Raw genomic sequence first — 23,689 nt, forward strand, 5'->3', positions numbered from 1 at the left:
CTCAAGGGTAGTGGGCCCGCACCAGTGCCCCGCGCCCCCTGTGGAAAACGTGTCACAACCGATCGGTGACAGCGGTGTCGGGCTCCCGCCGCCCGGCGGTCAGGGTCAGGGCGAGCAGGGCGCCGGCCAGCGGGACAGCGGCGAGCACCGTCCACAGGACGGGGCCCGCTGTGCCGAGCAGCGTTCCGGTGGCGGCGCTGCCCACGAGGACGGCCAGGCCCGACACGGAGGACAGGGCTCCGGTGGCGAGCCCGAGCCGGTCGTCGTCGACCAGGTCGGGTACGAGCCCCCGGGCGGCCGGGACCAGCAGCATCTGGCCGAGCGTGAGCAGGCCGACGAGTACCGCCCCGGGGAGCAGCCCGGCGGGCCCGTCCGGGGTGAGGGGCACCGCGGCGAATCCGGCGGCGACGACGGCGAGCCCCGCGACGAGGGCGGTCCGTGGCGCGACCCGGCGGGCGGACCAGCGGGTCAGCGGGAGCTGGGCGGCGACGACGAGCAGGGAGGAGAGCGCGAAGAGTCCGCCGAGCGCGCTCTGGGAGCCGGTGGCCCGCTCCACCTCGGCGGGCAGGGCGAGGTAGAGCTGGTTGTAGGAGACGAGATAGCTGCTGTACACGAGGCAGAGCACCAGGAAGGGCCGGTTGGCGAAGACCTCGCGGGGCAGGACGGCGCCCACCCGCGTGGTACGGACGCGGCGCGGCCTGCGGGGCATGAGGCGGGCGTGTCCGGCGAGTACGCCGACGAAGACCACGGCCCCGGCGAGGCACGCCGTCCGGAATCCGCCGCCCAGGAGCAGCAGCAGGCTGCCGAGCAGCGGGCCGAGGAAGGCTCCGGCCTGACCGGCGGCGGAGAACACGGCCAGCACCTGCGCGCGCGGCCTCCCGGTCTCGGCCTCGTGGGCGACGGCGGCCCTGGCGGTCTCCGATTCGACGGCGGGTGAGAAGAGGGCGGCGGCGAATCCGATGAGGAGGACGGCGCCGATGACGGTGGGGGTGGAGCCCGCCTGGGCGAGCCAGCAGAATCCGGCGATGCGCAGGACGCAGCCGGTGAGGACGACCGGCCTGGGGCCGTAACGGTCGGTGAGGGCCCCGCCGACGACGAAGAGGCCCTGCTGGCTGAAGGTGCGCAGGCCGAGCACGAGTCCGACGAGCCAGCCCGCCATGCCGAGCCCGTCGCCGAGGTGGGTGGCGAGGTAGGGCAGGACCGCGTAGAAGCCGGTGTTGAAGGCGAACTGGGTGGCGGTCAGGAGCCGGAGGTACGGCTTGGGTTCCGGCGTCCGGTCCGGCGGGGCGCTCACCGCGGCCGGAGTCGTCACCGTCCCCTGCCCCGTACGGCCGCCGAGGTCAGCACCGCGAGCGCGCCGAGGGCGGCGAGGGCGGCGGCGGGGGCGAGGACGGCCCAGGGGGCGCGTTCGGCGTAGGCCATGTTCTCGGAGAGCATGCGGCCCCATTCGGGTGCTGGGGCCGGGGTGCCGAGGCCGAGGAAGCCGAGGGAGGCGAGTGCCAGGGCGATGGCCGGGACGCGCAGGACGGCGTGGCGTACGACGGGTGGCAGGACGCCCGGCAGGATGTGGCGGCGCATCCGGTGCCAGGGTCCGGCGCCGAGGGCGCGGGCGACGGTGACGTGCGGGGCGGCGCGTTCCTGGGCGTACAGGGCGGAGGTGTGGGCGGCGAGCGGCGCCCAGGCGACGGCGGTGACGGCGGCGGCCGCGCCCAGGGCGCCGGGACCGGCGATCCCCGCGACGACGAGGCCGGCCAGGACCGCGGGGAGCGCGTTGGCCGTCTCGGTGAGGGCACCGGCGCGGGCCGCCCCGGCGAGCAGGCCCAGGAGCAGGGTGACGGCGCCGACGGCGATGGCGGTGAGCACGGTCGTGGCGGCGCCGTGGCCGAGGCGGGCCAGGACGTCGCGGCCCAGGGGGTCGGTGCCGAGGGGGTGGGCCGCCGAGGGGGACGCGAGGCGGGCCGCGGTGTCGGCGTACAGGGGGTCGCGCAGCAGGCCGGTGAGGACGACGGCGACGAGGAGGGCCCCGAGGAACGCCGCGCCGAGGGTCACGGCCCGTCGGGTGGGGAGGGTGGGCGTGACGAGCGGAGGGAGGGCGCCGTCGGTGCGGGCGGGGCCGAGCAGGGTCCTGGAGGCGAGCCGGGCCGCGAGTCCGGCGGCGACGCCCAGGAGGAGCAGGAGCAGCACGCAGGCCTGGAGGACGGGCAGGTCCTGGGCGAGGGCGGCGGACAGGGCCGTGCCGCCGAGCCCGGGTATGGCGTACAGCGTCTCGACGGCGACGGCGCCACCGGTGAGGCCTACGACGACGAGGCCGAGCTGGGGCAGCAGCGCGGGCAGGATGCGGCGCAGGGCGTGGGCGGCGATGCGGCGGGCGGGCATGCCGTGGGCGGTGGCGGCGCGCGCCCAGGGTTCGGCGAACGCGGCGGGCAGCGCGTCGTCGAGCAGTCGCCCGAGCAGCGCACCGGCGGGGACCCCCATGGCGAGGGCGGGCAGGACGAGCTGGTCGGCGCCGCCCCAGCCGAGGGCGGGGAACCAGCCCAGCTGTACGGCGAGGACGGTGCACAGCACGGCGGCGAGGAGGAATTCCGGCAGTGCGGCGAGCACGGCGGCGCCGACGCCCGCCCGGGTGGTGACGAGCCGGCGGCGGGCGCCCTTGCGGAGCGTTCCGGCGGCGAGGGCGAGCGCCAGGAGGGCGGCGACGGCGAGCGAGGCGCCCATGAGGGTGAGGGAGACCCCGAGTGCGGAGGTCACGTCGGGGCCGGCCGGCTGTCCGGAGACCCAGGACTCGCCCAGGTCGCCGCGGAGCAGGCCGGACGCCCAGCCGCCGAGGACGTGCAGCGGGCCGCCGTCCAGTCCGGTCTCGGCGCGGATCGCGGCGAGCACGTCCGGTGTGGGCGGGCGGTCGGCGTAGCGGGCGTGGAGGATGGTCAGCGCCGGGTCGGTGCGGGTCAGCCAGGGCAGCAGTCCGATGACGGCGACGACGGCCAGCAGCGTGCCGAGCCGCCCGGCCAGGTACTTCACGCGGTCACCCGAGGCGGGTGTCGGCGGTGATGAGGGTGCGTTCCATCGGGTCGAGGGCGACGCCTTCGACGCGGGTGTCGTCGTAGCCCTGGACGAAGCGTTCGTGGACGAGCGGTACGAGCGCGTCGGCGCCGAGGACGGCGGCCTCGGCGGTCATCTCGGCGCTGTGGCGGGCGTCGGTGGCGGTCAGTGAGGCGGCCTTGTCCACTGCGGCGTCGACGCTCCTGTCGCAGAGCTGGGAGATGTTGAAACTGCCGTCGCAGGTGAAGTCGGAGGCGAGGTAGGAGACGGGGTCGGCTGTGTCGAGCAGGGTGTTACGCGCCTGGATGAACGCGTCGTACTTCCCGGCGAGCGCGTCGGCCTCCATCTGCGCGTAGTCGCGGACGACCTGTTCGACGGTGAAGCCGCGCTTCTCCAGCTGCTGCTGCACGAGTGTCGCGACCTCGGGGAGTTCGGGCCGGTTGGTGTAGGTGGCGAGGACGATCTTCTTCGTCTTCGCCACCTCGCCGCGGCTCGCCGCCGGGGTGCGGCCGGTGGGCGCGGTGCGCTCGTCTGCCGCCCAGGGGATGCCGGGGCCGAGGAGCCCCTGCGCGGTGTCGGCGCGGCCCTCGTACACGCCGTCGACCAGGGCCTCGGAGTCGATGGCCTCGCGGGCGGCGGCGCGCATGGCAGGGTCGGCGAAGACTCCGCTTCCGGTGTTGAGCGAGAGGCCGTTGGTACGGGCGGACGGGAACTCGTGGACGTACGAGTCGCCGAGCAGGGACGCCTGGGAGATCGGTACGTATTCGGCGACGTCGACGGCCTTGGTGCGCAGCGCGTTGGCGCGGGCCGTGCCGTCCGCGGCGAAGGTGACGTCGACGCCCGGGGCCTTCGCCTTGTCGCCCCAGTAGTCGGCGTTGCGCTCCAGGGTGGCGGCGACCGCGCCCTTGACGTCGGTCAGGGTGAAGGGGCCGGTGGCGTGCCCGGCGGGGTTCGCCTTGCCGTTCTCGTAGGCGGCGGCGGAGAGGATCGTGAGGGACGGGTTGGCGAGCCGTTGCGGAAGCAGCGGGTCGGCCTCCTCGGTGACGATCCGTACGGTGCCGGCGTCCGTGGCGGTCGCCTTCAGGGTGGTGTCGGACAGGACCCTGGGCAGCGGGGACGCCTTGCTCGCGGCGGTGAGGGACCGGACGACGGCGTCGGCGTCGACCTTCGCGCCGTCCTGGAAGACGGCGTCGCGGAGGGTGAACGTCCAGGTGGTGGGGTTGTCCTGCTTCCAGGACGCGGCGAGGGCCGGCTGGGCGGCGCCGTTCCTGTCCAGGGTGGTGAGGCCCTCGATGACGGCGAGCCGGCTGAGGGTGACCGCGTCGTCCCCGTAGGGGGACATGGCCTGGGCGGGCGGGAAGGCCATGACGACCCGGAGCCGTTGCGCGTCACCGGATGTCCCGGAGCCGCTCGACGAGGAGCAGGCTGCGAGCGGGAGCAGCAGGGCCGCGGTGGCGGCGATGACCGGCAGCGGGGTGCGGCGGCTTCGGGGCATAGGCATGACGGAGACCCTATATGGAAACGATTATCATCAGATGTGCGGGACGGTCAGGCCGTCGGGGGCCGGCATGGGCAGCTCGAAGTGGATGACGCTCTGGCCGCCGCCCGGCAACGCGCGCTCGTCGCACACCTCATGGGCGAGCGACCGCCAGAACGGTTCGGCGCCCGGCACGGCCGGATCGGTGTGCAGGTAGAGCGAGGTGTAGCCGCCCGCCCGCGCCGCGAAGTTCCCGAGCTCCCGCACGAGCGCGCGGGCCAGGCCGTGCCTGCGGTGCTCGGGCCGTACGTAGATCCGGCACAGCTGGGCCGTCGAACCGGAGGGGAAGCGGTCCGCGACCCACTGCGGATTGGGCGGCGCCTGGGGGCCCCGGTCCCGTACGGCGCCCGTCGCCACGACCTCGTCCCCGCGCACGACGACCAGGAGGGTGCAGCGCTCGGGGCGCAGGTAGGAGCCCTCGAGGTCGATGATGTCGGCGTGCCAGCGGGGTACGTAGCCCGAGCGCAGGTCGTGATAGACGGTGTCCAGCATCACGGCCCTGGCGCCGCCGACGTCCCGCACGGTGGCGGTCCGCAGGACGTACCCGTCCGTACGGGCCGGCGCGTCCGGCATCCTCGTCGCCCCGGCCGTCGCACTCACCACTGACGCTCACCCTCGCTCTCGGCCGTACGGCACATCACTTGCCGTACCAGCGTACGTGCAAGCGATGTGCAATAAGGCGGGCGGGTCGGGCCTCAGCCCTCGGCGTCCTCGGCGCGGTAGACCAGAGCGGTCGCGATGCCCGCGATGCCTTCGCCCCGGCCGGTGAACCCAAGGCCGTCGGAGGTGGCGGCGGAGAGCGAGACGGGGGCGCCGACGGCGTCGGACAGCACCTTCTGGGCCTCGTCGCGCCGCTTGCCGATCTTCGGCCGGAGACCGACGACCTGCACGGCGACGTTGCCGATCCCGAAGCCTTCGGCGCGCACGATGCGGGCCGCTTCGGTGAGGAGCGTGACACCCGACGCGCCCGACCACTCCGGGCGGCCGGTACCGAAGTGCTGCCCCAGGTCACCGAGTCCGGCGGCCGAGAACAGGGCGTTGCAGGCGGCGTGTGCCACGACATCGGCGTCGGAGTGCCCGGCGAGACCGGGGCCCTCGCCCTCCCACAGCAGCCCGGCGCACCAGAGCTCGCGGCCCTCCTCGAAGGCGTGGATGTCGGTCCCGATGCCGACGAGCGGGATCACGGGAGCCGGCCGCTGCCGCTTCGCTGCTTCAGAATCCATCGTTCGCCCTCCGGCGTGCGAGAACGGCCTCCGCGAGGACCAGGTCCAGGGGCCGGGTCACCTTGAACGCTTCTTCGTGGCCGGGTACGACGACGACCGGCGAGCCCAGCCGTTCGACCATGCCCGCGTCGTCGGTCGCGCCCTCACCTTCGACGGCCACGCTCCCGTGCGCCCGGGCGAGCGTGCCCCGGTCGAAGCCCTGGGGCGTCTGCACGGCCCTCAGCCGTGCTCGTGCGGGGGTCGAGAGGACCGGCTCCGGTATGCCCGGCTCGCCCGGCTCGACCTCCTTGACGGTGTCGGCGAGGGGAACCGCGGGAACGACGGCGGGAGCCCCGGCGCGTACCGCTTCGATGACGGCGTCCACGGTGTCGACCGGCACGAGGGGCCGGGCCGCGTCGTGGACGAGCACGACGGAGACGTCGTCGGGCAGGGCGTCGAGGCCGAGCTTCACGGACTCCTGACGTGTCGCGCCACCGGGGACGACGACGTAGTCGGTGTGCTCGGGCAGCGCGTGCCCGTCGATGAGGTTCTTGACCTCGGGCGCGCCGTCCGGGGGCGCGACCACGACGACGAGGGTGACGGCGCGGGAGGCCGCCATGGCGCGCACGGCGTGGATGAGCATGGGCGTACCACCGAGCGCGCGCAGCGCCTTCGGGGTACCGGGGCCGAGCCGGACGCCGCGGCCCGCCGCGGGGATCACCGCCGCGGTGCGGGGGCTCGGTCCATCAGGCATCGGTGACATCGGTGACATCGGTTGCACTCCGAAGCTTCGGCAGGTTTGTTTCCACGGCGGACGTGGGTATGGCCTGGACGTGCCCCCGACCGTAGGTGGGGGGCGAGCCGGGCTCTACGCCTTGACCTGACCGGGACCCCTTCCGTGACCCCTGGTCGGCCAAGCCGCGGCACGGCTCGGTGGAGGTTGCTGAGGGAACGGCACCGGAGACCGCACCGGTCGGCTTTCCGCTTTCCGGCCGCTCTCCGGCTTTCCGGTCGGCTTCCGGACGGATCCCTTCGGATCCGAACATGCCGCAGCGCCCGACGACCCACCGTGAAGACGGCTGGTCAGCGGGCACCGCGGCATATATACCCGACACCGGATTCAGTTCACCGGCGCCGTGCGATCACGTCGCCGTGTGATCACCGGCGCCGTCCGGGCACCGGCATCGCTGCCGGTCACCGGTGTCGTCCCGTTCAGGACGCGAGGACCTCGTCGAGCAGGGCCTCGGCCTTGTCCTCGTTCGTGTTCTCCGCGAGAGCGAGCTCGCTCACCAGGATCTGGCGGGCCTTGGCGAGCATGCGCTTCTCACCTGCGGAGAGTCCGCGCTCGCGCTCGCGACGCCACAGGTCACGCACCACTTCGGCGACCTTGATGACATCGCCGGAGGCGAGCTTCTCGAGATTTGCCTTGTAGCGTCGGGACCAGTTCGTCGGCTCTTCGGCGTACGGCGCGCGCAGCACCTCGAAGACCCGGTCCAGCCCTTCCTGCCCGACTACGTCACGCACACCGACGAACTCCGCATTGTCCGCCGGTACACGAACCGTCAAGTCGCCCTGGGCGACCTTGAGCACCAAGTAGGTCTTGTCCACGCCTTTGATCTGGCGAGTTTCGATAGCCTCGATCAGCGCGGCCCCGTGATGGGGATAGACCACGGTGTCGCCAACCTTGAACGTCATGTGACAGGTACCCCTTCCGTGGCTATCCAGAGTAACACGAGAACGGCTTCTCCTGAATGGCGTTTTCGCAGGTCAGGGCATATCTCGGGGCTTGACAACTGCAACAGGAACGTGCTGCGAGAGGCTTCCGGAGGGCGATATTCGCAGGTCGGAGCAGGCGTGCGGGCGCACCGAAACACACGCGCCACAGATGCCGGAAGGCCTCCAGAAGGGGCCGAACGTCCCGTTTTGCCGGGTTCCGCGTGGTGAACTTCCCGTACTCCGTTCGGGCCTCGATCACCCGTACGGCTCTTAGCGTCGGTGGCCATTGAAATTGATCAACGGCGTCGAGCCGGGCGCATTATGCGGGGGAAATGCGCCACCGCCCGGAAATCGATCATCGGCCGGCCGGCGCACCGGTCATCGCGTTTTGTGAACACCGCGCGAATCGTCATGGCCGGGGAGACTGCCGCACCCCGGCCGGAAGATGTCCTCGGCAAGGCCGGCGGTACCGGTTCCCAGGTCGGGCGGCTCATGAGGCGGGTCGGGTGCGGGCCCGGGACGGCGGCTCGGTAACCTGGGCCCGCTGACACACACTTAGGGCGGCTTTACGGCCGCTCGGGCCTTCCTGTCCGCAGAGTCCGAAGTCCGCAGTCCGAACGTTCAAGGAGTTGCCGCCGCCGTGAGCCGCAGCCTTCGACACGGCGCCTTCGCCGCCACTGCCCTCGTGTTCTCGATCGGCGCGCTGTCCGCGTGCGGCGCCGGCAACAACGCGCAGACGCTTCAGGTCAGGCCGGACAACGCGGCCACCGCTGTCGATTCCATCAAGATCCAGAACCTGAACATCATCACCCAGCCCGAGCCGGACGCCGAGGGGCCGGCGGTCATCGCCGCCACCCTGTTCAACGACGGCACCAAGCGCGAGGTCGTGGAACGGATCACCCTGCCGGGCACCGACGCCACGGTGGAGCTGCAGCCCGCCAAGGGCAAGGGACCGCTCGTGGTCCCGGCCGGCGGAAGCGTCGTCATCGGCGGGAAGAACAACGCCTCTGCCGTGATCGAGAACGGCCGCGCGGCCGGGGCCGGCGGCGACGTACAGACCGTCGCCTTCGCGTTCAGCGAGACGGGCGACGTCGAGCTCGGCGCGGCCGTCGTCCCGGCGAAGGGCTACTTCAAGGACTTCGGCCCGAGCGTGCTGCCCTCGGCCGAGCCCACGGACACCCCCTCGGACTCCGCGTCCGAGACGCCCGGTGCCGGTGAACAGTCCGAGGCGCCCGGCGAGCAGTCCGAAAGCCCCTCGGGTACGACCGAGGACGCGGCCGCCCCGGAAGGCGACGGCGCAGCCCACTGACGGCGCGCGTGGGGGTGTCTCCGACGGAGACACCCCCACGTAGCCCGCAGCCCTCGCTCAGCGGTCCCTACCGTCCCTACGGTCCGGTTTACGGCTCGAACTTGTAGCCGAGGCCCCGCACCGTCACGAGGTAACGCGGCGCCCCCGGATCGGGCTCGATCTTGGCGCGGAGCCGCTTGACGTGGACGTCCAGGGTCTTGGTGTCGCCGACGTAGTCCGCACCCCAGACCCGGTCGATCAGCTGCATGCGCGTCAGCACGCGTCCCGCGTTGCGCAGGAGCATCTCGAGCAGGTCGAACTCCTTCAGCGGCAGGTCGACCTTGCCACCGGAGACCGTGACGACGTGACGGTCCACGTCCATCCGGACCGGGCCCGCCTCCAGCGCGGCCGGGGTGACCTCCTCCGGCTCCCCGCGGCGGCGCAGGACCGCGCGGATGCGGGCCACCAGCTCCCGCGAGGAGAAGGGCTTGGTCACATAGTCGTCGGCTCCTATTTCCAGGCCGACGACCTTGTCGATCTCGCTGTCCTTGGCGGTGACCATGATCACCGGGACGTTGGACCGGACACGCAGCTGCCGGCAGACCTCGGTGCCGGGCAGACCCGGCAGCATCAGGTCGAGCAGCACGAGGTCGGCGCCGTTGCGCTCGAACTCGTCAAGGCCGTCCGGGCCGGTGGCCGCGATGGCCACCTCGAAGCCTTCCTTGCGGAGCATGTAGGACAGGGCGTCGCTGAAGGATTCCTCATCCTCGACGACAAGCACTCGGGTCACGGAAGAGCCTCCGGGGCAGGAAATGGTTCATAGGAATCGGTCTCGTACGGTCCGTCGTCGTCAACAGCTCCGTTGACGAGGAGGGGTCCGCCGGTGGTACGACCCCGTACGACGCCCGACTCGGGCAGTCGCAGGGTGAACGTGGAGCCCTGTCCCTCCGAGCTCCATACGGTGACCTCCCCGCCGTGCGAGGCGGCCACATGCTTGACGATGGCGAGGCCGAGACCGGTGCCACCGGTGGCCCGTGAGCGGGCCGGATCGACGCGGTAGAACCGCTCGAAGACACGCTCGCGGTCCTTCTCGGAGATGCCGATGCCCTGGTCGGTCACGGCTATCTCGATCAGATCCCCGCCGGGCGCGGCCATCTTCCGTGCGGCGATACCGACGCGGGTGCGGGCGGGGCTGTAGTTGACGGCATTCTCCACGAGATTGCCGAGAGCTGCCGCGAGCTGGCTCCGGTTCCCCCAGACGAAGAGGCCCTCGGCGCCGCCCGAGGCCATGGTGATCTGCTTCGTGCCCGCCTGCTGGCGGCAGCGGTCGATGGCCTCGGCGACCAGGTCCTCCACCCGCACGGGCTCGGCGTCCTCGAGCGGGTCGTCGTTCTGTACCCGGGAGAGATCGATGAGCTCCTGCACGAGGTTGGTCAGCCGGGTCGCCTCGATCTCCATGCGTCCGGCGAACCGCTGCACCGCCTCCGGGTCGTCGGCGGCGTCCATGACGGCCTCGGAGAGCAGGGACAGTGCGCCCGTGGGCGTCTTGAGCTCATGGCTGACGTTGGCGACGAAGTCGCGTCGTACCGCTTCTATGCGGCGGGCCTCCGTGAGGTCCTCGACCAGCAGCAGCACCAAACGTGAGCCCAGCGGGGCGACCCTGGCAGAGACGGCGAGCGCGTCGCCCCGGCCCGTACCGCGACGCGGAAGGTCCAGCTCCACCTGCCGTATCTCACCGTCCCGCCGGGTGTCCCTGGCCATGTGGAGCATCGGCTCGACCGACAGGCGCCCGCCCCTGACCAGGCCCAGCGCATAGGCGGCGGAGCTGGCCTTGACGACACCGTCGCTCTCGTCGAGCACGACGGCGGAGGAGCTGAGCACGGAGAGGACCGTGTCCACTCCCGGAGGCAGCGCCGCGTTGCTGTCGGGGCGCAGGGACGTACGTGTGGGCCGCCTCTGCTCGCGTTCGCTCCAGCGGAACGCCAGCATGGCGATCACACCGGTACACAGCCCGGCGATCGCAGCAGCTGCGGCGACTGCCGCGTTCACGTCCATGCCTCAAGGTTATGCGGGTGCGCCGACACTCTCACAGCCATCCGGGTGCCATCTCGAACACTCGTCGCCCAGAGTTCACTGAGGGGATAGTGACGGTTCACTTAGGCGGCCGGAACCCGACGCGTTGGCCCCGCACCGTGGCAACGTGGGGGTCGGCCCCAAGACCCCGGCCTCAGCAAGGATCTGGAGAGGGACTTCCATGCGCGACGCTTACCACGAGGAACTCGATTCGATCGGCGAGGGCCTGGTCGAGATGGCCCGGCTCGTCGGCTCGGCGATCGGTCGGGCGACGACCTCCATGCTCGACGCCGATCTCAAGCTCGCCGAGAGCGTGATCGCCGGGGACCAGAAGGTCGACGACCTGCAGCACGACCTGGAGGCCCGTGCCATCGCACTGCTGGCCCGCCAGCAGCCCGTGGCCACCGATCTTCGGATCGTGGTCACCTCGCTGCGGATGAGCGCCGACCTGGAGCGCTCGGGCGACCTCGCCCAGCACGTCGCCAAGCTCGCGCGGCTGCGCTTCCCGCAGTCGGCGGTGCCGCACGACCTGCACGCCACCATCCTGGAGATGGGGCAGCTCGCCCAGCGGCTGATGGCGAAGGCCGCCGAGGTGATCATCACGAAGGACGTCGACCTCGCGCTCCAGCTGGAGCAGGACGACGACGAGATGGACCTGCTGCACCGCACGCTGTTCCAGCACCTGATGGACGACCGCTGGAAGCACGGCATCGAGACGGCCGTGGACGTGACGCTGCTCGGCCGTTACTACGAGCGCTTCGCCGACCACGCCGTGTCGGTCGCCAAGCGTGTCGTCTACCTGGTCACGGGCGAGCACGCGGACGAGATCCAGGCGGCGGCCCCGGTGGAGGGGGCGTAGAGGGGCGCGGCGGTCGCGGCGGACGCACTTCCGTTCCCGCACTCATGCGCCGTTGATGCGCCCTCGGGGCCGGGCATGCAATGGGGGTGACCCTGTCCTATGCCCTGAGGAGGGACCATGGCCGACTCCCCCGTGACCGAACCCCAGCAGGAGACCCCGACCGAAGTGGTGCATCTGCCCCTGCTGGGGGCCTGCGGCTGCGGCTCGGGCTGCGGGTGCGGCTGCCAGTCCGGCGCACCGTGCCAGTGTGGTGGCTGAGCGTGGCCGAGTGTGGCTGATTAGGGCGGCGTAAGGCCGGATGCCCACCGGGTTGCGTCCCGCGGCGTACGCGTGTCCGTCGCGGGACGCCACCGCCGCGCCGCGTCAGACCACCGGCTCGGCCCCGGCCCGCTCTGCGGGGACGGGGACGGGAGCGGGAACGGAAGCAGGGGCGGGGGACGCCGCGGGGGTGGCCGACGCGGTGACGGTCGGGTCCGGGAGGTCCAGGCCGCGCATCAGCAGCCAGTACCCGAACGCGGCCACCGTGCCCAGCACCGCGCAGGTGCCCCACAGCCAGACCGCGCCGTAGCGGTCGATCACGAAGCCGGACATCAGTGGGGCGACGAGCGCCGCCACCGACCAGGACATCGTGTACATGCCCTGGTAGCGGCCGCGGCCGTGAGCCGGGGACAGCTGCACGACGATGCCCGTCTGCGTCGGCGCGTTGACGATCTCGGCCAGCGTCCACACGCACACCGTCAGCGCGTACACCCCGACCGATCCGGCGAAGGCGGTCAGCCCGAAGCCGTAGCCCGCGAGCAGGGACGAGAGGATCAGCAGCCGGCGCGGGTCACGGTGCTGGATGAACCGGGTGACGGGGATCTGCAGGGCGACGATCAGCACACCGTTGACCGCGATGGCCGTGCCGAAGTCGGAGCTGGACAGCCCGTCCGTGCCCATGGCCACCGGCAGGCCCACGTAACCCTGCTGGAAGATCAGCGCGACCAGGAACGACAGCCCGACGACGCCCATGTAGCGCCCGTCGCGCAGGACGGTGCTCAGCCGCACGTCGTCCGGCGCCGTGGCTCCGGCGGCCCGGGGCTCCTCCTTCGGACGGGACTCCGGCACCTTGAGGAAGACGACGACGGCGCAGGCCAGGGTCAGGGCGGCCTCGCCCAGGAAACCGGCCAGATAGCTGTACTCGGCGATGAACCCCGCGCCGGCCGACGACACGGCGAACCCCAGGTTGATCGCCCAGTAGTTGAGCGAGAAGGCCCGCACCCGGTCCTCGGGCCGCACGATGTCGGCCATCATCGCCTGCACGGCCGGGCGGGACGCGTTGCTGGCCATACCCACGACGAAGGCCACGCCCGCGATCGCCACCGGATGCACCATGAAGCCGAGCACGGCCACGGACACGGCAGTCGAGAGCTGCGCGATCAGCATCGTCGGCCGGCGCCCCAGCCGGTCCGTCATGACCCCGGCCCCCAGCGACGACACGACACCGCCGAGCCCGTGGAGAGCCGCCACGAGACCGGCGTACGTGGCCGAGTAGCCCCGGTCCAGGGTCAGGTAGAGCGCCATGAACGTGGCGACGAACGCCCCGAGGCGGTTGACCAGCGTGCTGGTCCACAGCCACCAGAACTCTCTGGGCAGACCGGCGACCGTCTCGTGTGCCGCCTTTCTGAGACCGGCGACAGACATAGGGCTTCCCCCCGGGGACGTGCGCGTATGGATGGGGCGCGGACCTGTGTAAGTGGCCCGACAGCTGTCCGAACATTACGAAGGGGGATTCCCCGGCCGCCACTCAATTGACGCCGCCCGTCAATCGTCGTCCCCCGACGCCCGCGCCCTCACGCCCCAGTCCGCCCCTCGGCCGGGCGCGCGGAGGGCACAGGGCTTCGATTACGCTCGGACCCATGGCCGACGCACCGTACAAGCTGATCCTCCTCCGCCACGGCGAGAGCGAATGGAACGCGAAGAACCTGTTCACCGGTTGGGTGGACGTAGACCTCACCGACAAGGGCGAGAAGGAGGCGGTCCGCGGCGGTGAGCTGCTCAAGGACGCCGGCCTGCTCCCCGACGTCGTACACACCTCCCTCCAGAAGCGCGCGATCCGCACCGCCCAGCTCGGGCTGGAGGCCGCGGACCGCCACTGGATCCCCGTGCACCGCTCCTGGCGTCTGAACGAGCGCCACTACGGCGCCCTCCAGGGCAAGGACAAGGCCCAGACCCTCGCCGAGTTCGGCGAGGAGCAGTTCATGCTCTGGCGCCGCTCGTACGACACCCCGCCGCCCGCGCTCGAGGACGGCACCGAGTTCTCGCAGAGCGCCGACCCGCGCTACGCGACGATCCCGCCGGAGCTGCGTCCGCGTACGGAGTGCCTCAAGGACGTCGTCATCCGCATGCTGCCGTACTGGTACGACGGCATCGTCCCGGACCTCCTCGACGGCAAGACCGTCCTGGTCGCCGCCCACGGCAACAGCCTGCGCGGCCTGGTGAAGCACCTGGACGGCATCTCCGACGACGCCATCTCGGGCCTCAACATCCCGACCGGCATCCCGCTCGCCTACGAGCTGGACGCCGACTTCCGCCCGCTGAAGCCGGGCGGCACCTACCTGGACCCGGACGCGGCCAAGGCTGCGATCGAGGCCGTGAAGAACCAGGGCAAGAAGAAGTAAGCAGAGCTGAACTGGCCCCCCACCTGCGGGTTCTCCGCGTGGTGGGGGGCTTTCCGGTGCGCTGGGCCGTGTGTGGGCCGTCAGATGCTGGATCGGCTCCCGGGCGCACAGTGGTCCGCCCCTGAGAACCGACACGCAGAGGATGGCAACCACCTATGGCTACAGATGGCGAAGAGCTTCTGAAGCACGCCGAGATGCGTCGGTACGTCACAACCGTTGTCGACGCTCTCCGGAGCGCCGGGGCTCCCCCGAGTGAGCGGTGGGATGAGGCACGAGCCTGCGCCCTTTACTGGGTTGAAGGCGAATCTGCCCTCGCCGGCGGACCGTGGACACACGGGACAGTCATGTTCTGGCGAATGACTGACGGCTGGCACTGCGCACCTCTGAATGCACGAGGAGACGCCGAGCGGGACGCCGCCCGACCCTTGCCCCTCGATCCTGTGGTCGCACCCAACATCCTTGCCGAGTTCGTGGTCCAACTGTTGCGGTCAGGCGTGACCGACCAGGCGAGTCATGATGCAAAGGAGGGAGAGTGCGGACCAGCGTCCTCACGCGGTACCTGAAGATGAGCCGCTTGGTCACCAACGGTCCGCTCCGACCGGAAATCGATCGCGTCCACCACGACACCCAGGATCTCGCCTTGCCACAGGCCGCAGCCGCCGCCGAGGTCGACCATTGCCTGATATCGCTCCAGCGTACCCGCGCGCACAGCGAAGAGCCGTTCGGTCGTCCAGGGCGTTACCCGCTTCGTGTCCACGGTCGGCGGCCATAGTTTCAGTGCGCAGGAAGGCACGTCAACGCCGCTCCACTCCGTGTCCGTGGCCGGAGTGGTCGTGCGCGAGGACGGGCGACTCCTGGCGATCCGCCGTGCCGACAACGGCACTTGGGAGCTCCCCGGCGGTGTACTGGAACTCAACGAGACCCCGGAGGCGGGCGTCCGGCGCGAGGTCCTGGAGGAGACGGGCATCCACGTCGAGGTGGACGAGCTCACAAGGGTCTACAAGAACACCACCCGGGGCATCGTTGCCCTGGTCTTCCGATGCAAGCCCGCCGGCGGAAGCGAGCGCACGTCCAGCGAATCGACCGCGGTCGGCTGGCTCACGCCGGACGAGGTCACCGAGTGGATGTCCGAGGTCTACGCGGTCCGGCTACTGGATGCCCTCGACGGGAACGGGCCCCATGTGCGAAGCCATGACGGCAAGCGCCTGACGCCAGCGCGATAGAACTTTCCCTACTTCATCAAGGCCCGCGCACGGCGCGGGCGCGCGCCGCCTCTGCGGCGCGGCCTGACTCTGTCTTCGCCCCGGCTGGCCGCGCCAGGCGGCACGCTAGGCGGCTGCGGGTATGAGGTAGGAGACACCCTCTGTAGCTGGGGCGGTCGGCTCCGCGGCTTTAGCCACCTCCCTGGTTCGGGTCCCGCGTCGAGCAAGACCAGGGGGCCACTCGTTCAAATTCCGGGCAGGATCACAGCCTGCCCGAGTTGCCAGCCAGCGTACGGCCCCCTGATCATGCTCGACCCCAAACCAGGCAGGACACCGGCCAAAGCCGCTCCACCGACCTTCGCCTCATGCCCTGGTGTCCAGATTCAACTACAGGGACCTACTTGCTGAGTTATGGTCCCAACGTGCAGGACATACACTCCGCTGCCAGAACGCCTCTCGAACTCATCCAGGGCTCGCTGAACCACCTTGGATCGTGCCTAGACATCGAGGAAGAGGTGGGAGCCACAACTCACACAGTCGTGGTCGTGAAAGGACTGGACGCTCGCCCGGTGGCAGTCGCGTTCGGAAGATACCTTGTAGGCGTCTTGGCTGGCGCTGTCGGACATGATGCACAGATATCGGCAGACCTCTTGGCTCAAGGTGTCGATGCGCAGAACGAACTGAAGAAGAAAGTCGTCTCACTTGTCGGCGCAACGAACAACTTTACAAGCGAAAAGGGAATTCTCTTCAGGGATACTAAGAGAAACGCCTGGATAGCAGAGGGAATGGTACACGGAATTATGGTGCTCCGTGCCACTTACCCCTCAGACTGCGTGGCTGGTGATGTACACGCAGTGGCGAGCATTCACCCCATACCCACACAGCAAGGGCTCGACTCCGTCGCTCTATATCTCGACGGCGAGCAGCTTGTTGTAGCAATAGGCGAAAGCAAAGCCACTAAAGACCACGGAACCTCTGAGCTTACAAAGGCAGCTGAGATATTTGCAGACATTGATCAGGACGAGTATGGAGTGCAACTTAGGTCTGAGCTCATGACCTTTAGGGCTGTAATATCGGCAGATCTAAAGCCGCAGGTGTCGGAAGCGCTGTGGCGGAACCATAGGTGCTACCTGCCATTCATAACGCATGAGACAGAATTTGACCTGCACGCGAAGAGAACGGTCCTCGATCGTCTCTCCCCACCCGTGGAACGGAAAAGATTGATCGCGCTGCGTATCGAAAACTTTCATGAATTCTTCAATGCAGTGGCGGATTCAATGAGATCTGCCGTATACCAAGTGGTGATCTAGGTGTACAACCGTGGAATTGATGAACTCCTGCAGCAACTCCCACGGATTGGCGACCTTGATGCCGCTGCCATAAAACGAATGCTCACACAATCGTGGATAACCGCTGAAGATTTTGAGCAGTTCGACACAAATATTAGCCCCACGCGTGATCGTAGAGATGACATTCGCCGTCTTGCGAACGCGCTAGAGGTCTACGCGATTCTGCCAACCACACTTGATCCCTCCGTGCAACGCGCTTGTGCCTTCGTTGCCGCTGAAGCGCTGGAGATCAGTTCGCGACCGCAGTCGGAAGAATTTTCCGCATCTACTGAATTCAAGCGGTGGACGTTTGGCTCTCCGACCACTTTCGAGCACATTGAAGCTGGACTTCTGTATCTGATTGCCGGCTACGATGCCAATGCCGCAGTCGCGGCCCGCTCACTAGACTCAAACGAACTGCAAGATCGGATAAGCAACTCCGCAGAGTTTTGGCTCCTAAAGAATCTGCAGAATTTTCTCAACCTAAGGGTTGCCGATCTGGGTGTACCACCTCCAAATATTCCGGATGAAAACGCGGATATCTCAACGGTAGCTAGACACGCCGTAATCAGCGGTATCGGCGACGCGATTCAAAATCATCTCCTGTGGCTAACCTTCTCGCCTGGCGGAGATCAGCAAGCCCTGGAAGCTATTAATTTCATCATTTATAGCTTGGAACACGACGCTTCTGATCGACCGGTGCAGGCAAGGTACGCAGACTTGCACCACTTGGCTCTGCTCATCGCCGCAGCAATTCAAGAAACTACTGGGCGAGCGCTTCGCTCAGTTTCACCGCCAAGCGATGACGGTGGTCGGTTCGCAACCTATCAACGCAACAAGGCGGCAAGTCGTCCATTGCTGTGGCCGGCTGCGGCAGAGTACGCAGAGAAGGCTCTGCCTGGCCCTAGTGCTCACGCAGTAGTTTCTGTTCCTACTGGTGCTGGCAAGTCGTCCGTGGCTGAGCTCGCCGTGTGCCAGGCCTTGAAAAGTGGCTGGGTTCTCTATCTGACTCCTACAAATGCCTTGTCCGGTCAGGTAAGGAGACACTTGGCTGAAACTGTGGGGAGGTTGGAAGGTGTAAAAGTCAGAGACTTTTTGGGAGGCCTTGAGTACACCGAGCTCGCGGGTGAAACCCTGGGCCAAGTAACTGGTGGCACGCAAGTTCTTGTAATGACACCAGAAAAATGTTCACTCGCCCTGCGTCAGAACCCAGAGGAATTCGGTAACCTCTCTCTCTGCGTGTTCGATGAGGCTCATTTGATCGGAGACGGCGGCACCCGCGCTGTGCTGTCCGAACTTGTAGTCTCAGAGATCATTTATCGAGCGCCGGACGTAAGGTTCTTGATGCTGTCAGCCTTGCTGGCCAACCCCGAGGATCTAGCATCCTGGATCGGTACAGTCTCAGAAAAGACGTCAATCGTAATTGATAACCCGTGGAGGCCTACGCGAACGCTTCGCGCAATGGCAGGTTTCTTCGCTAACGACCACCGAACGGTCGCTACAGAGGCGCGAGAGGCGCTGCAGAATAAGCCGGCACGGAGAAAGAATCACCCAACGTCAATCCCGATCTCACTCCTAGCAAGTCTGCAGGGAGCCTGGAAGGGATCTGACCTTGAAGATTACGCTCTTACGCGCACCAACGTAACAATTGATCTCAATTTTCATCGGGATGACGGACTCAATACAGAAGGCTATTACGGTCGCGCCGCCTCGGCGTTCGCCCAAAATCTAGGCACGGAAGGCCACCGAGTTCTTGTTTTCCTGCCTCGCAGCAAGCATGACAGTTTCAAGTACGCACTGGAAGCGGAAGGATTTGAGGATCTCGCGGCAACAGATCTTCCCGACGGAGTGTCTGGTCTAATACGACTAGCAAATGAGGAGTTGGGTGCCACCTCACTATTGGGGGAGGCAATCCTCAAGGGTGTGGCGGTGCACACCAGCGCCATGCTTCGTGAGGAGCAAAGGGCCAGCGAAATTGCGTTTGATAGTGGCCGCGCGCGAATTTTCTTCGCAACTGGCGCTCTCGCACAAGGACTCAATCTTCCCGCTACCGCAGTCATAATAGGCGGCACCAGTATTGGGTATGATCCAAATCAAGACTTCGCAGAGGCTGAACGAAGAGCAAGATCTCAGCTACTAAACGCGATCGGAAGAGCCGGGCGGGCAACTGTAGCGGCACGATCAATGGCTATAGTGATTCCTAACAAGGCTCTCTATTTTCAATCCAAGTTCAAACTCCAGCCAGCCCTTAAACGTGCTGAATTTCTTCAGCACGAAGATGCTTCGAGTGAGGTGGCAAGTCAGCTCGATGGACTGATTCAGCGCGCACGTGACGGTTCGCTGAATATTCAATCGATGAGCAGATTCGAGGAAGTTGCTTTCTCGTTCCTATCTTTCTCTGCTGATGGCAGTGAAGCTGAGGGAGTCATCAGAAACACTTGGGCTGTGCATCGTGCGAACGCCGCCAATGATGTCGATCAAGTGACTCATGCCATCGGTAGTTTGGGGGCAAGATTTCTACTTGAGAAGTCTGCACCAAACTGGATTTCCTTGGCGTCACATAAAGCCGGACTCCCTCTTCCCCAGACGGCGGAAGTGGAGTTGTTTCTCAGATGGTACTTGCTGACAGGGGGAGCGCCTGAATCGCTGGCCGATTGGACTGACCTACTCGTCAACGTGCTGGAGTCACTTTCCCTCGAAGACCTTTCCGGGATTCTCTCAAAGAATCCGTTCGGAGCAACCAAACTCCTTAACGTATGGTCAGAAGATGAAGCTGAGCGAACTGTCGCCTGGGATGACTTCCGAGATGGTCTTCATGCTTGGATGGCCGGGGAAGCGATGACTCAGCTGGCAGTACGGCTACTGGCTAATCCACCAGCAAAGCCTGAGGGGAGAGGACAGTCAGACTCCATCCCAAAGGTGCTTCGGGTAGTAGAAAACGGATTCTCTTTCCAGCTCTCTGTGGTTGCCGGTGCCTTGGGTGCTGTTGTTGCTGCCGGACGTGAAAATGATTCCGATGGCCCATGGGAGGGTATTTCGGATACCAGTCTGCGTCAGCTAAACTTGCTTCCCCTCGCAGTCCGATTGGGAACGAACAGCCCCGAAGTGACAGCCTGGGTCAGAGCAGGAGCGCGTCCACGTCGAGTAGGGCATCTTCTAGCTGAGATTCTTCCTCCTCCGCCCAGTTCAGACGACGAAGAAATGCGACGGTACTGCAGTCGACAGCTCAATCGACACCCTGAGTTTGTTCTCGGATCCGCAAGAACACCGAACGAACATGACCTCCTGCGGGCACTAGTTCAAACACGACTTCTCTAACGCGACGCACTGCCGCTTCCGAAGAATGGTCGATCAGCTCACCCACCACCTTGCACGGTCGCAAGAGGTTCGCGCCCTGCACCAGTTCGGAGCGCGTATCCGGGCCGGCACAGCACAACGGGGAGGACAACCCGGGCTTCTCTCGGGCTCTCCTCCCCGCGTAGTAGGGCACTGTGTTCGGCTGGCGCCTCGTTGGACCGCCGCGCCGTCAGAGTTCGATTACGTGAAACCCACTCGCCGTCAGAAGATGACCGCGGCTGGACGCGACACGGAGCACGTCCCTCAGGGCGCAGGCAAGGTCGTGGCCCAGGCGGCGCAGGTCATTCGGGTCCGCTTCCTGCTCGTCGAGGGCTTCCAAGGCCGCCGCCATCAGTTCGGCCGCCTCGTCGAGTTGAACCGCTTCGATGTTGTCAGCCAGGCGAGACATGTAGCCGCTGGGATCGTCGGTGCTGAGGTAGCAGGGCTTGCCCTCCGGGCCCGACCAAGGGAGAAGCCGCAATTCGTTCGACGTTGTCATCCTGGGGTCTGCCTCTCGTCGAGTACGTGGTGAGCGGTGAAGACGGCATCGACACGGTCTCCTGGGAAAGTCAGGAGTGCGGCTTCAATAGCGCGGCCGGTGGAATCAGTAGCGATACGGGTGATCGCGAGGACTGGCGCGGTAGATCCGATCCGGAGGGCCGAGGCTTCATCAGGGGTGGGAATTCGGGCGCAGACCGTCTCTCGGACGGTGGCCGGCGACGGGCCGAGGACGGCGAATCTCGTGATCGCTTCCTGGCGCAGAGAGTCGTCGAGCACGCCGGCCGGGGCCAGGTCGCGTGGGATGTAGATGCGGGCCAGGCCGTGCGGCGCCCCTTGTTCAAGGCTGAGACAGGAGTACTCCGCGAGAGGGCTGCCCGTTGGCACCTTCAGCAACATCGTCAGGTGCACGGAGGCCGGAACCGTGGTGCTGCGAACCGTGATGCGCAACGTTGGCTCAGCCGCGGTCCAGGGGTCTAGCGTCCCCCAGCCTCCGACGTACATGATCTTGCGGCGGGGGTGACGAACGTAATTGCCCTTGCCGTGAATCTTCTCGACAAGTCCTTCGCCCTGGAGCACGGCGAGAGCGCGTCGCAGGGTCACCGTGCTGACTCTGTACCGGGCGGCCAGGCCGGCTTCGGACGGGAGGCGTTCGCCAGGCTTGATACTGCCCGTCGTGATCTGGTGGCGTAGGTCGTCGGCGATGTCGTGGTGGCGACGGGGCACGGAGCCGGTCACCGCCTTCTCAGCAGTCGCAGTGCGATGAGCCGGGTACGCGTGTGTATTGCCAGCAGTTCGCCCGACTCGAAGACCAGTTGCTTGGCTCCGTGGGGGAGCTGGAAGAGGTCTCTCACTCGGCAGGCTTGACCACCGAGTTGGATGATGTCGCCGCGCTGCACGGTTGCCGCGGTGACCTCGACGGGGGAAACCAGGACACCGACGGGGGCTCGGTCCCTCACGCCGTCACCTTCACGGGCGCAGACGGGTCTGGAGTCGAGTGGCACGGGCAGATGCACACCTCGTAGATCACCGGCACGTCGTCCGTCGCCGGAGTCGGGGAAGGCTCGATGCAGGAGTGGTGCGTGCCGATCGAGCACGCGATCGAGCGGTACGGGACGGGAGCTGTGCCCGTGGGGTGCGGTTGTCGGCGATGAGGCATTAGTGGGCCCCTGCGAGGGCCGACCAGGCATCGGCGGGGAGTTGGGGGGCGACGAGTACCGTGCGCGTCCGAACTCGCTCTTCCCACGCCAGCAGGTACGGACGGACGAGCGCGACGTCCTCTCCCCTCAGCGGGTAACGGTGGACCGCGGCCGCCGAAGCCCGACCCAGGGCGACGGTCGAAGCGTCAGTGGGTGCGATGACGGTGCGAGCGGCCAGCGGCCGGGAGGGCGTTAAGGGGCGACGGTGCCGGCCCTTCGAGAAGTACCGCTCTCTGGTGAGCGAGGCGGCACGGCGGATACGATTGAGCATGCTGTTCAGCTCCTATCGCTGATAGCCCGGTCCCCCGACATCGCCCGTCGTGGGGACCGTTTTGCGTACAGCCGCCCATAAGGTGCGGCCGTTCAAACTGGTGGCCAGGAGTCCGAATCGATCGGCCTCGGCCACCACGTCCAGGACCTCCCGCCATGACTCAGCGGAGAGCGTTTCCGGTACTTCCGCCTCGACCGTCGTGAACCGCGTGTGCTCCTCCACGCGGGTGGGGAGCCCGATGGCGGACAGTCGGGCGGCGATGGCCGCCGCGGTTACTCCCGAAGCGGGCACAGGGCAGCCTCCGTCACCAGCGATCACTTTCAGTGAAGCTAGTTAACCAGATTAGAGCTAGTGGACTAGATTTTCCATATGTCTGAGCAACCGCCGTATCTCCGCATCGCCGACGAACTCCGGCGGCGCATCGCGGAGCACGTCTGGGAACCGGGCGACCGCCTCCCCTCCCGCGCCCAGATCGGCCAGGAGTGCGGCGTGGGCGAGAACGTGGTGCGCCGGGCACAGGAGCTGCTGATCTCCCAGGGAGTGCTGGAAGGCCGTGCCGGATCGGGTACGTACGTCGCCGAGACCCGGCAGCGAGTAAGGGTCGTCCGGTCAACGGCGCGTGAGCAGCCCGGCGGAGCTCCGTTCCGCCAGGACATGAAGGCGCTCGGCAGACAGGGCGACTGGGAGAGCCGGACCGACGCGAAGGTGCCGGCCCCGGCGGAGATCGCGACGCGGCTCGGGGTGGCCGAGGGCGCGCTGTGCGTGCGGACGACGTACGAGTTTTTGGCGGACGGCAGGCCGGTCCAGCTTTCGACGAGCTGGGAGCCGTACGACCTCACTGCCGGCACACTCGTCGTCCTCCCCGAGGGAGGGCCGCACGCCGGGGCGGGAGTCGTGAACCGTATGGCCGCGATCGGAGTCACCGTCAGCCATGCAGTGGAGCAGCCCGAACCGCGGCACGCGACCGCCGAGGAGGCGTCGCTACTCGGCATCCAGAAGGCCGCACTCGTGACGCACATCCGGCGGACGTACTACAGCGACGAGGGCCAACCCGTGGAGACGGCGGACATCGTGGTGCCCGCAGCGCACTGCGAGATCGTCTACGAGATCCCGATCAGCCGCTGACGGACGGTCCCTGGCAGCTACAAGGTAGTCCGTGCCCGACAGAGAGAGACCAGGAGGAACAGCGGTGCCTGGCGGGGAGCTGACACGGCGAAGGCACCCGACCGTAATACCTGGTCAGGGGCCTTCGCGTAGTGCAGTGGGTGTGGGATTTGAACCCACGGTGACTCGCGCCAAGACGGTCTTCAAGACCGGATCGCTTCAGGGCAACGTAGCCCGCTGGCCTGCGCTACAGCGCCATCCGGCGGCTGAACGACTCGCAGTGGCCCACACATGGCCCACCGTGTTCACGGGAGACGTTGGCGCAAGACCCCACCCACTGACAGCGATCTGTCGCGACGGGAGCCAGATCGCGCCGC

The 23,689-nt window shown here is 67.6% G+C and carries 23 protein-coding genes and 1 pseudogene; 8 read left to right on the forward strand and 16 right to left on the reverse strand.

Annotation, left to right across the window (positions count from 1 at the left end; translation table 11 throughout):
* Window positions 1-52: 52 nt before the first annotated feature.
* From ABT001_RS05835 to ABT001_RS05865, 7 genes are all read right to left on the reverse strand, one after another.
* Window positions 53-1,312, reverse strand: a complete 1,260-nt coding sequence (locus ABT001_RS05835; protein ID WP_351272900.1) for an MFS transporter — start codon at window positions 1,310-1,312, stop codon at window positions 53-55.
* A complete protein-coding gene (locus tag ABT001_RS05840; protein WP_351272903.1) occupies window positions 1,309-3,018 on the reverse strand; it encodes an ABC transporter permease subunit in 1,710 nt (569 codons plus the stop codon). Before ABT001_RS05840 ends, ABT001_RS05835 begins: the two co-directional genes overlap by 4 nt.
* A gap of 4 nt (window positions 3,019-3,022) precedes the next feature.
* Entirely contained in the window at window positions 3,023-4,534 is a 1,512-nt protein-coding gene (locus tag ABT001_RS05845) for an ABC transporter substrate-binding protein (RefSeq protein WP_351273095.1), read from the reverse strand.
* 36 nt (window positions 4,535-4,570) lie between these two features.
* Entirely contained in the window at window positions 4,571-5,149 is a 579-nt protein-coding gene (locus ABT001_RS05850; RefSeq protein WP_351272906.1) for a GNAT family N-acetyltransferase, read from the reverse strand.
* Window positions 5,150-5,271: 122 nt separating this feature from the next.
* Window positions 5,272-5,799, reverse strand: coding sequence for a 2-C-methyl-D-erythritol 2,4-cyclodiphosphate synthase (gene ispF, locus ABT001_RS05855; RefSeq protein ID WP_351272908.1), 528 nt, complete (start codon window positions 5,797-5,799; stop codon window positions 5,272-5,274).
* Window positions 5,789-6,550 (reverse strand): 2-C-methyl-D-erythritol 4-phosphate cytidylyltransferase, encoded by a 762-nt coding sequence (gene ispD / locus ABT001_RS05860; protein ID WP_502967426.1) that lies wholly within the window; start codon window positions 6,548-6,550, stop codon window positions 5,789-5,791. The genes ispF and ispD overlap by 11 nt, the downstream gene beginning before the upstream one ends.
* A 440-nt stretch (window positions 6,551-6,990) precedes the next feature.
* Window positions 6,991-7,473 (reverse strand): CarD family transcriptional regulator, encoded by a 483-nt coding sequence (locus ABT001_RS05865; protein WP_006380568.1) that lies wholly within the window; start codon window positions 7,471-7,473, stop codon window positions 6,991-6,993.
* Window positions 7,474-8,134: 661 nt separating this feature from the next.
* On the opposite strand from ABT001_RS05865, the gene ABT001_RS05870 reads away from it, so the two are divergent.
* Window positions 8,135-8,803, forward strand: coding sequence for a DUF461 domain-containing protein (locus tag ABT001_RS05870; RefSeq protein WP_351272912.1), 669 nt, complete (start codon window positions 8,135-8,137; stop codon window positions 8,801-8,803).
* Between the two features lie 88 nt (window positions 8,804-8,891).
* On the opposite strand, the gene phoP is transcribed toward ABT001_RS05870, so the two are convergent.
* Window positions 8,892-9,563: a two-component system response regulator PhoP gene (gene phoP / locus ABT001_RS05875; RefSeq protein ID WP_465269737.1), complete on the reverse strand. Its 672-nt coding sequence runs from the start codon at window positions 9,561-9,563 to the stop codon at window positions 8,892-8,894.
* 5 nt (window positions 9,564-9,568) lie between these two features.
* The gene (phoR, locus tag ABT001_RS05880; RefSeq protein WP_351272914.1) at window positions 9,569-10,837 is read right to left on the reverse strand and encodes a two-component system sensor histidine kinase PhoR; all 1,269 of its coding nucleotides are present in this window, start codon (window positions 10,835-10,837) and stop codon (window positions 9,569-9,571) included.
* Window positions 10,838-11,036: 199 nt separating this feature from the next.
* On the opposite strand from phoR, the gene phoU reads away from it, so the two are divergent.
* Window positions 11,037-11,714, forward strand: coding sequence for a phosphate signaling complex protein PhoU (gene phoU, locus ABT001_RS05885; protein ID WP_033297130.1), 678 nt, complete (start codon window positions 11,037-11,039; stop codon window positions 11,712-11,714).
* A gap of 117 nt (window positions 11,715-11,831) precedes the next feature.
* Entirely contained in the window at window positions 11,832-11,972 is a 141-nt protein-coding gene (locus ABT001_RS05890; RefSeq protein WP_351272918.1) for a hypothetical protein, read from the forward strand.
* A 105-nt stretch (window positions 11,973-12,077) separates the two neighbouring features.
* Here ABT001_RS05890 and ABT001_RS05895 read toward each other — a convergent pair whose 3' ends face one another.
* On the reverse strand, window positions 12,078-13,397 hold the full coding sequence (locus ABT001_RS05895) for an MDR family MFS transporter (RefSeq protein ID WP_351272920.1): 1,320 nt from the start codon (window positions 13,395-13,397) through the stop codon (window positions 12,078-12,080).
* A 215-nt stretch (window positions 13,398-13,612) separates the two neighbouring features.
* Here ABT001_RS05895 and ABT001_RS05900 point away from each other — a divergent pair, with 215 nt between their 5' ends.
* Window positions 13,613-14,374, forward strand: a complete 762-nt coding sequence (locus ABT001_RS05900; RefSeq protein ID WP_014154899.1) for a phosphoglyceromutase — start codon at window positions 13,613-13,615, stop codon at window positions 14,372-14,374.
* A gap of 592 nt (window positions 14,375-14,966) precedes the next feature.
* Here the strand turns inward: ABT001_RS05900 and ABT001_RS05905 are convergent.
* Window positions 14,967-15,146, reverse strand: a pseudogene (locus tag ABT001_RS05905) (site-specific integrase); the annotation flags it as partial.
* A gap of 40 nt (window positions 15,147-15,186) precedes the next feature.
* Here ABT001_RS05905 and ABT001_RS05910 point away from each other — a divergent pair.
* The 3 genes from ABT001_RS05910 (at window position 15,187) to ABT001_RS05920 (ending at window position 20,222) form a co-directional block, all read left to right on the forward strand.
* Entirely contained in the window at window positions 15,187-15,597 is a 411-nt protein-coding gene (locus ABT001_RS05910) for an NUDIX hydrolase (protein ID WP_351272922.1), read from the forward strand.
* 401 nt (window positions 15,598-15,998) lie between these two features.
* Window positions 15,999-16,886, forward strand: coding sequence for a hypothetical protein (locus ABT001_RS05915; protein WP_328866043.1), 888 nt, complete (start codon window positions 15,999-16,001; stop codon window positions 16,884-16,886).
* On the forward strand, window positions 16,887-20,222 hold the full coding sequence (locus ABT001_RS05920) for a DEAD/DEAH box helicase (RefSeq protein ID WP_351272924.1): 3,336 nt from the start codon (window positions 16,887-16,889) through the stop codon (window positions 20,220-20,222).
* A 208-nt stretch (window positions 20,223-20,430) separates the two neighbouring features.
* Here ABT001_RS05920 and ABT001_RS05925 read toward each other — a convergent pair whose 3' ends face one another.
* The 5 genes from ABT001_RS05925 to ABT001_RS05940 all read right to left on the reverse strand — a co-directional run bounded on the left by ABT001_RS05925 (window position 20,431) and on the right by ABT001_RS05940 (window position 22,499).
* The gene (locus tag ABT001_RS05925; RefSeq protein ID WP_351272925.1) at window positions 20,431-20,739 is read right to left on the reverse strand and encodes a hypothetical protein; all 309 of its coding nucleotides are present in this window, start codon (window positions 20,737-20,739) and stop codon (window positions 20,431-20,433) included.
* Window positions 20,736-21,476, reverse strand: a complete 741-nt coding sequence (locus tag ABT001_RS05930) for a GntR family transcriptional regulator (protein ID WP_351272927.1) — start codon at window positions 21,474-21,476, stop codon at window positions 20,736-20,738. The genes ABT001_RS05925 and ABT001_RS05930 overlap by 4 nt, the downstream gene beginning before the upstream one ends.
* Entirely contained in the window at window positions 21,473-21,697 is a 225-nt protein-coding gene (locus ABT001_RS05935) for a hypothetical protein (protein WP_328866047.1), read from the reverse strand. The genes ABT001_RS05930 and ABT001_RS05935 overlap by 4 nt, the downstream gene beginning before the upstream one ends.
* Window positions 21,698-21,896: 199 nt before the next feature.
* On the reverse strand, window positions 21,897-22,208 hold the full coding sequence (locus ABT001_RS36045; protein WP_386254770.1) for a hypothetical protein: 312 nt from the start codon (window positions 22,206-22,208) through the stop codon (window positions 21,897-21,899).
* Window positions 22,209-22,220: 12 nt separating this feature from the next.
* Window positions 22,221-22,499 (reverse strand): hypothetical protein, encoded by a 279-nt coding sequence (locus tag ABT001_RS05940; RefSeq protein WP_351272929.1) that lies wholly within the window; start codon window positions 22,497-22,499, stop codon window positions 22,221-22,223.
* 78 nt (window positions 22,500-22,577) lie between these two features.
* On the opposite strand from ABT001_RS05940, the gene ABT001_RS05945 reads away from it, so the two are divergent.
* Window positions 22,578-23,333: a GntR family transcriptional regulator gene (locus ABT001_RS05945; RefSeq protein WP_351272931.1), complete on the forward strand. Its 756-nt coding sequence runs from the start codon at window positions 22,578-22,580 to the stop codon at window positions 23,331-23,333.
* Window positions 23,334-23,689: the final 356 nt, after the last annotated feature.

The sequence above is a fragment of the Streptomyces sp. NPDC002793 genome, from assembly GCF_040295485.1.
In the GTDB taxonomy this organism is placed as follows: Bacteria; Actinomycetota; Actinomycetes; order Streptomycetales; family Streptomycetaceae; genus Streptomyces.

Excerpts from the sequence above, each read along its gene's own strand:
- ABT001_RS05845 (WP_351273095.1), bottom strand. The coding sequence starts at position 4,534 with ATGCCCCGAAGCCGCCGCACCCCGCTGCCGGTCATCGCCGCCACCGCG.
- ABT001_RS05850 (WP_351272906.1), bottom strand. The coding sequence starts at position 5,149 with ATGCCGGACGCGCCGGCCCGTACGGACGGGTACGTCCTGCGGACCGCC.
- ispF (WP_351272908.1), bottom strand. The coding sequence starts at position 5,799 with ATGGATTCTGAAGCAGCGAAGCGGCAGCGGCCGGCTCCCGTGATCCCG.
- ispD (WP_502967426.1), bottom strand. The coding sequence starts at position 6,550 with ATGTCACCGATGTCACCGATGCCTGATGGACCGAGCCCCCGCACCGCG.
- ABT001_RS05865 (WP_006380568.1), bottom strand. The coding sequence starts at position 7,473 with ATGACGTTCAAGGTTGGCGACACCGTGGTCTATCCCCATCACGGGGCC.
- phoR (WP_351272914.1), bottom strand. The coding sequence starts at position 10,837 with ATGGACGTGAACGCGGCAGTCGCCGCAGCTGCTGCGATCGCCGGGCTG.
- phoU (WP_033297130.1), top strand. The coding sequence starts at position 11,037 with ATGCGCGACGCTTACCACGAGGAACTCGATTCGATCGGCGAGGGCCTG.
- ABT001_RS05890 (WP_351272918.1), top strand. The coding sequence starts at position 11,832 with ATGGCCGACTCCCCCGTGACCGAACCCCAGCAGGAGACCCCGACCGAA.
- ABT001_RS05895 (WP_351272920.1), bottom strand. The coding sequence starts at position 13,397 with ATGTCTGTCGCCGGTCTCAGAAAGGCGGCACACGAGACGGTCGCCGGT.
- ABT001_RS05900 (WP_014154899.1), top strand. The coding sequence starts at position 13,613 with ATGGCCGACGCACCGTACAAGCTGATCCTCCTCCGCCACGGCGAGAGC.
- ABT001_RS05925 (WP_351272925.1), bottom strand. The coding sequence starts at position 20,739 with ATGACAACGTCGAACGAATTGCGGCTTCTCCCTTGGTCGGGCCCGGAG.
- ABT001_RS36045 (WP_386254770.1), bottom strand. The coding sequence starts at position 22,208 with ATGCTCAATCGTATCCGCCGTGCCGCCTCGCTCACCAGAGAGCGGTAC.
- ABT001_RS05945 (WP_351272931.1), top strand. The coding sequence starts at position 22,578 with ATGTCTGAGCAACCGCCGTATCTCCGCATCGCCGACGAACTCCGGCGG.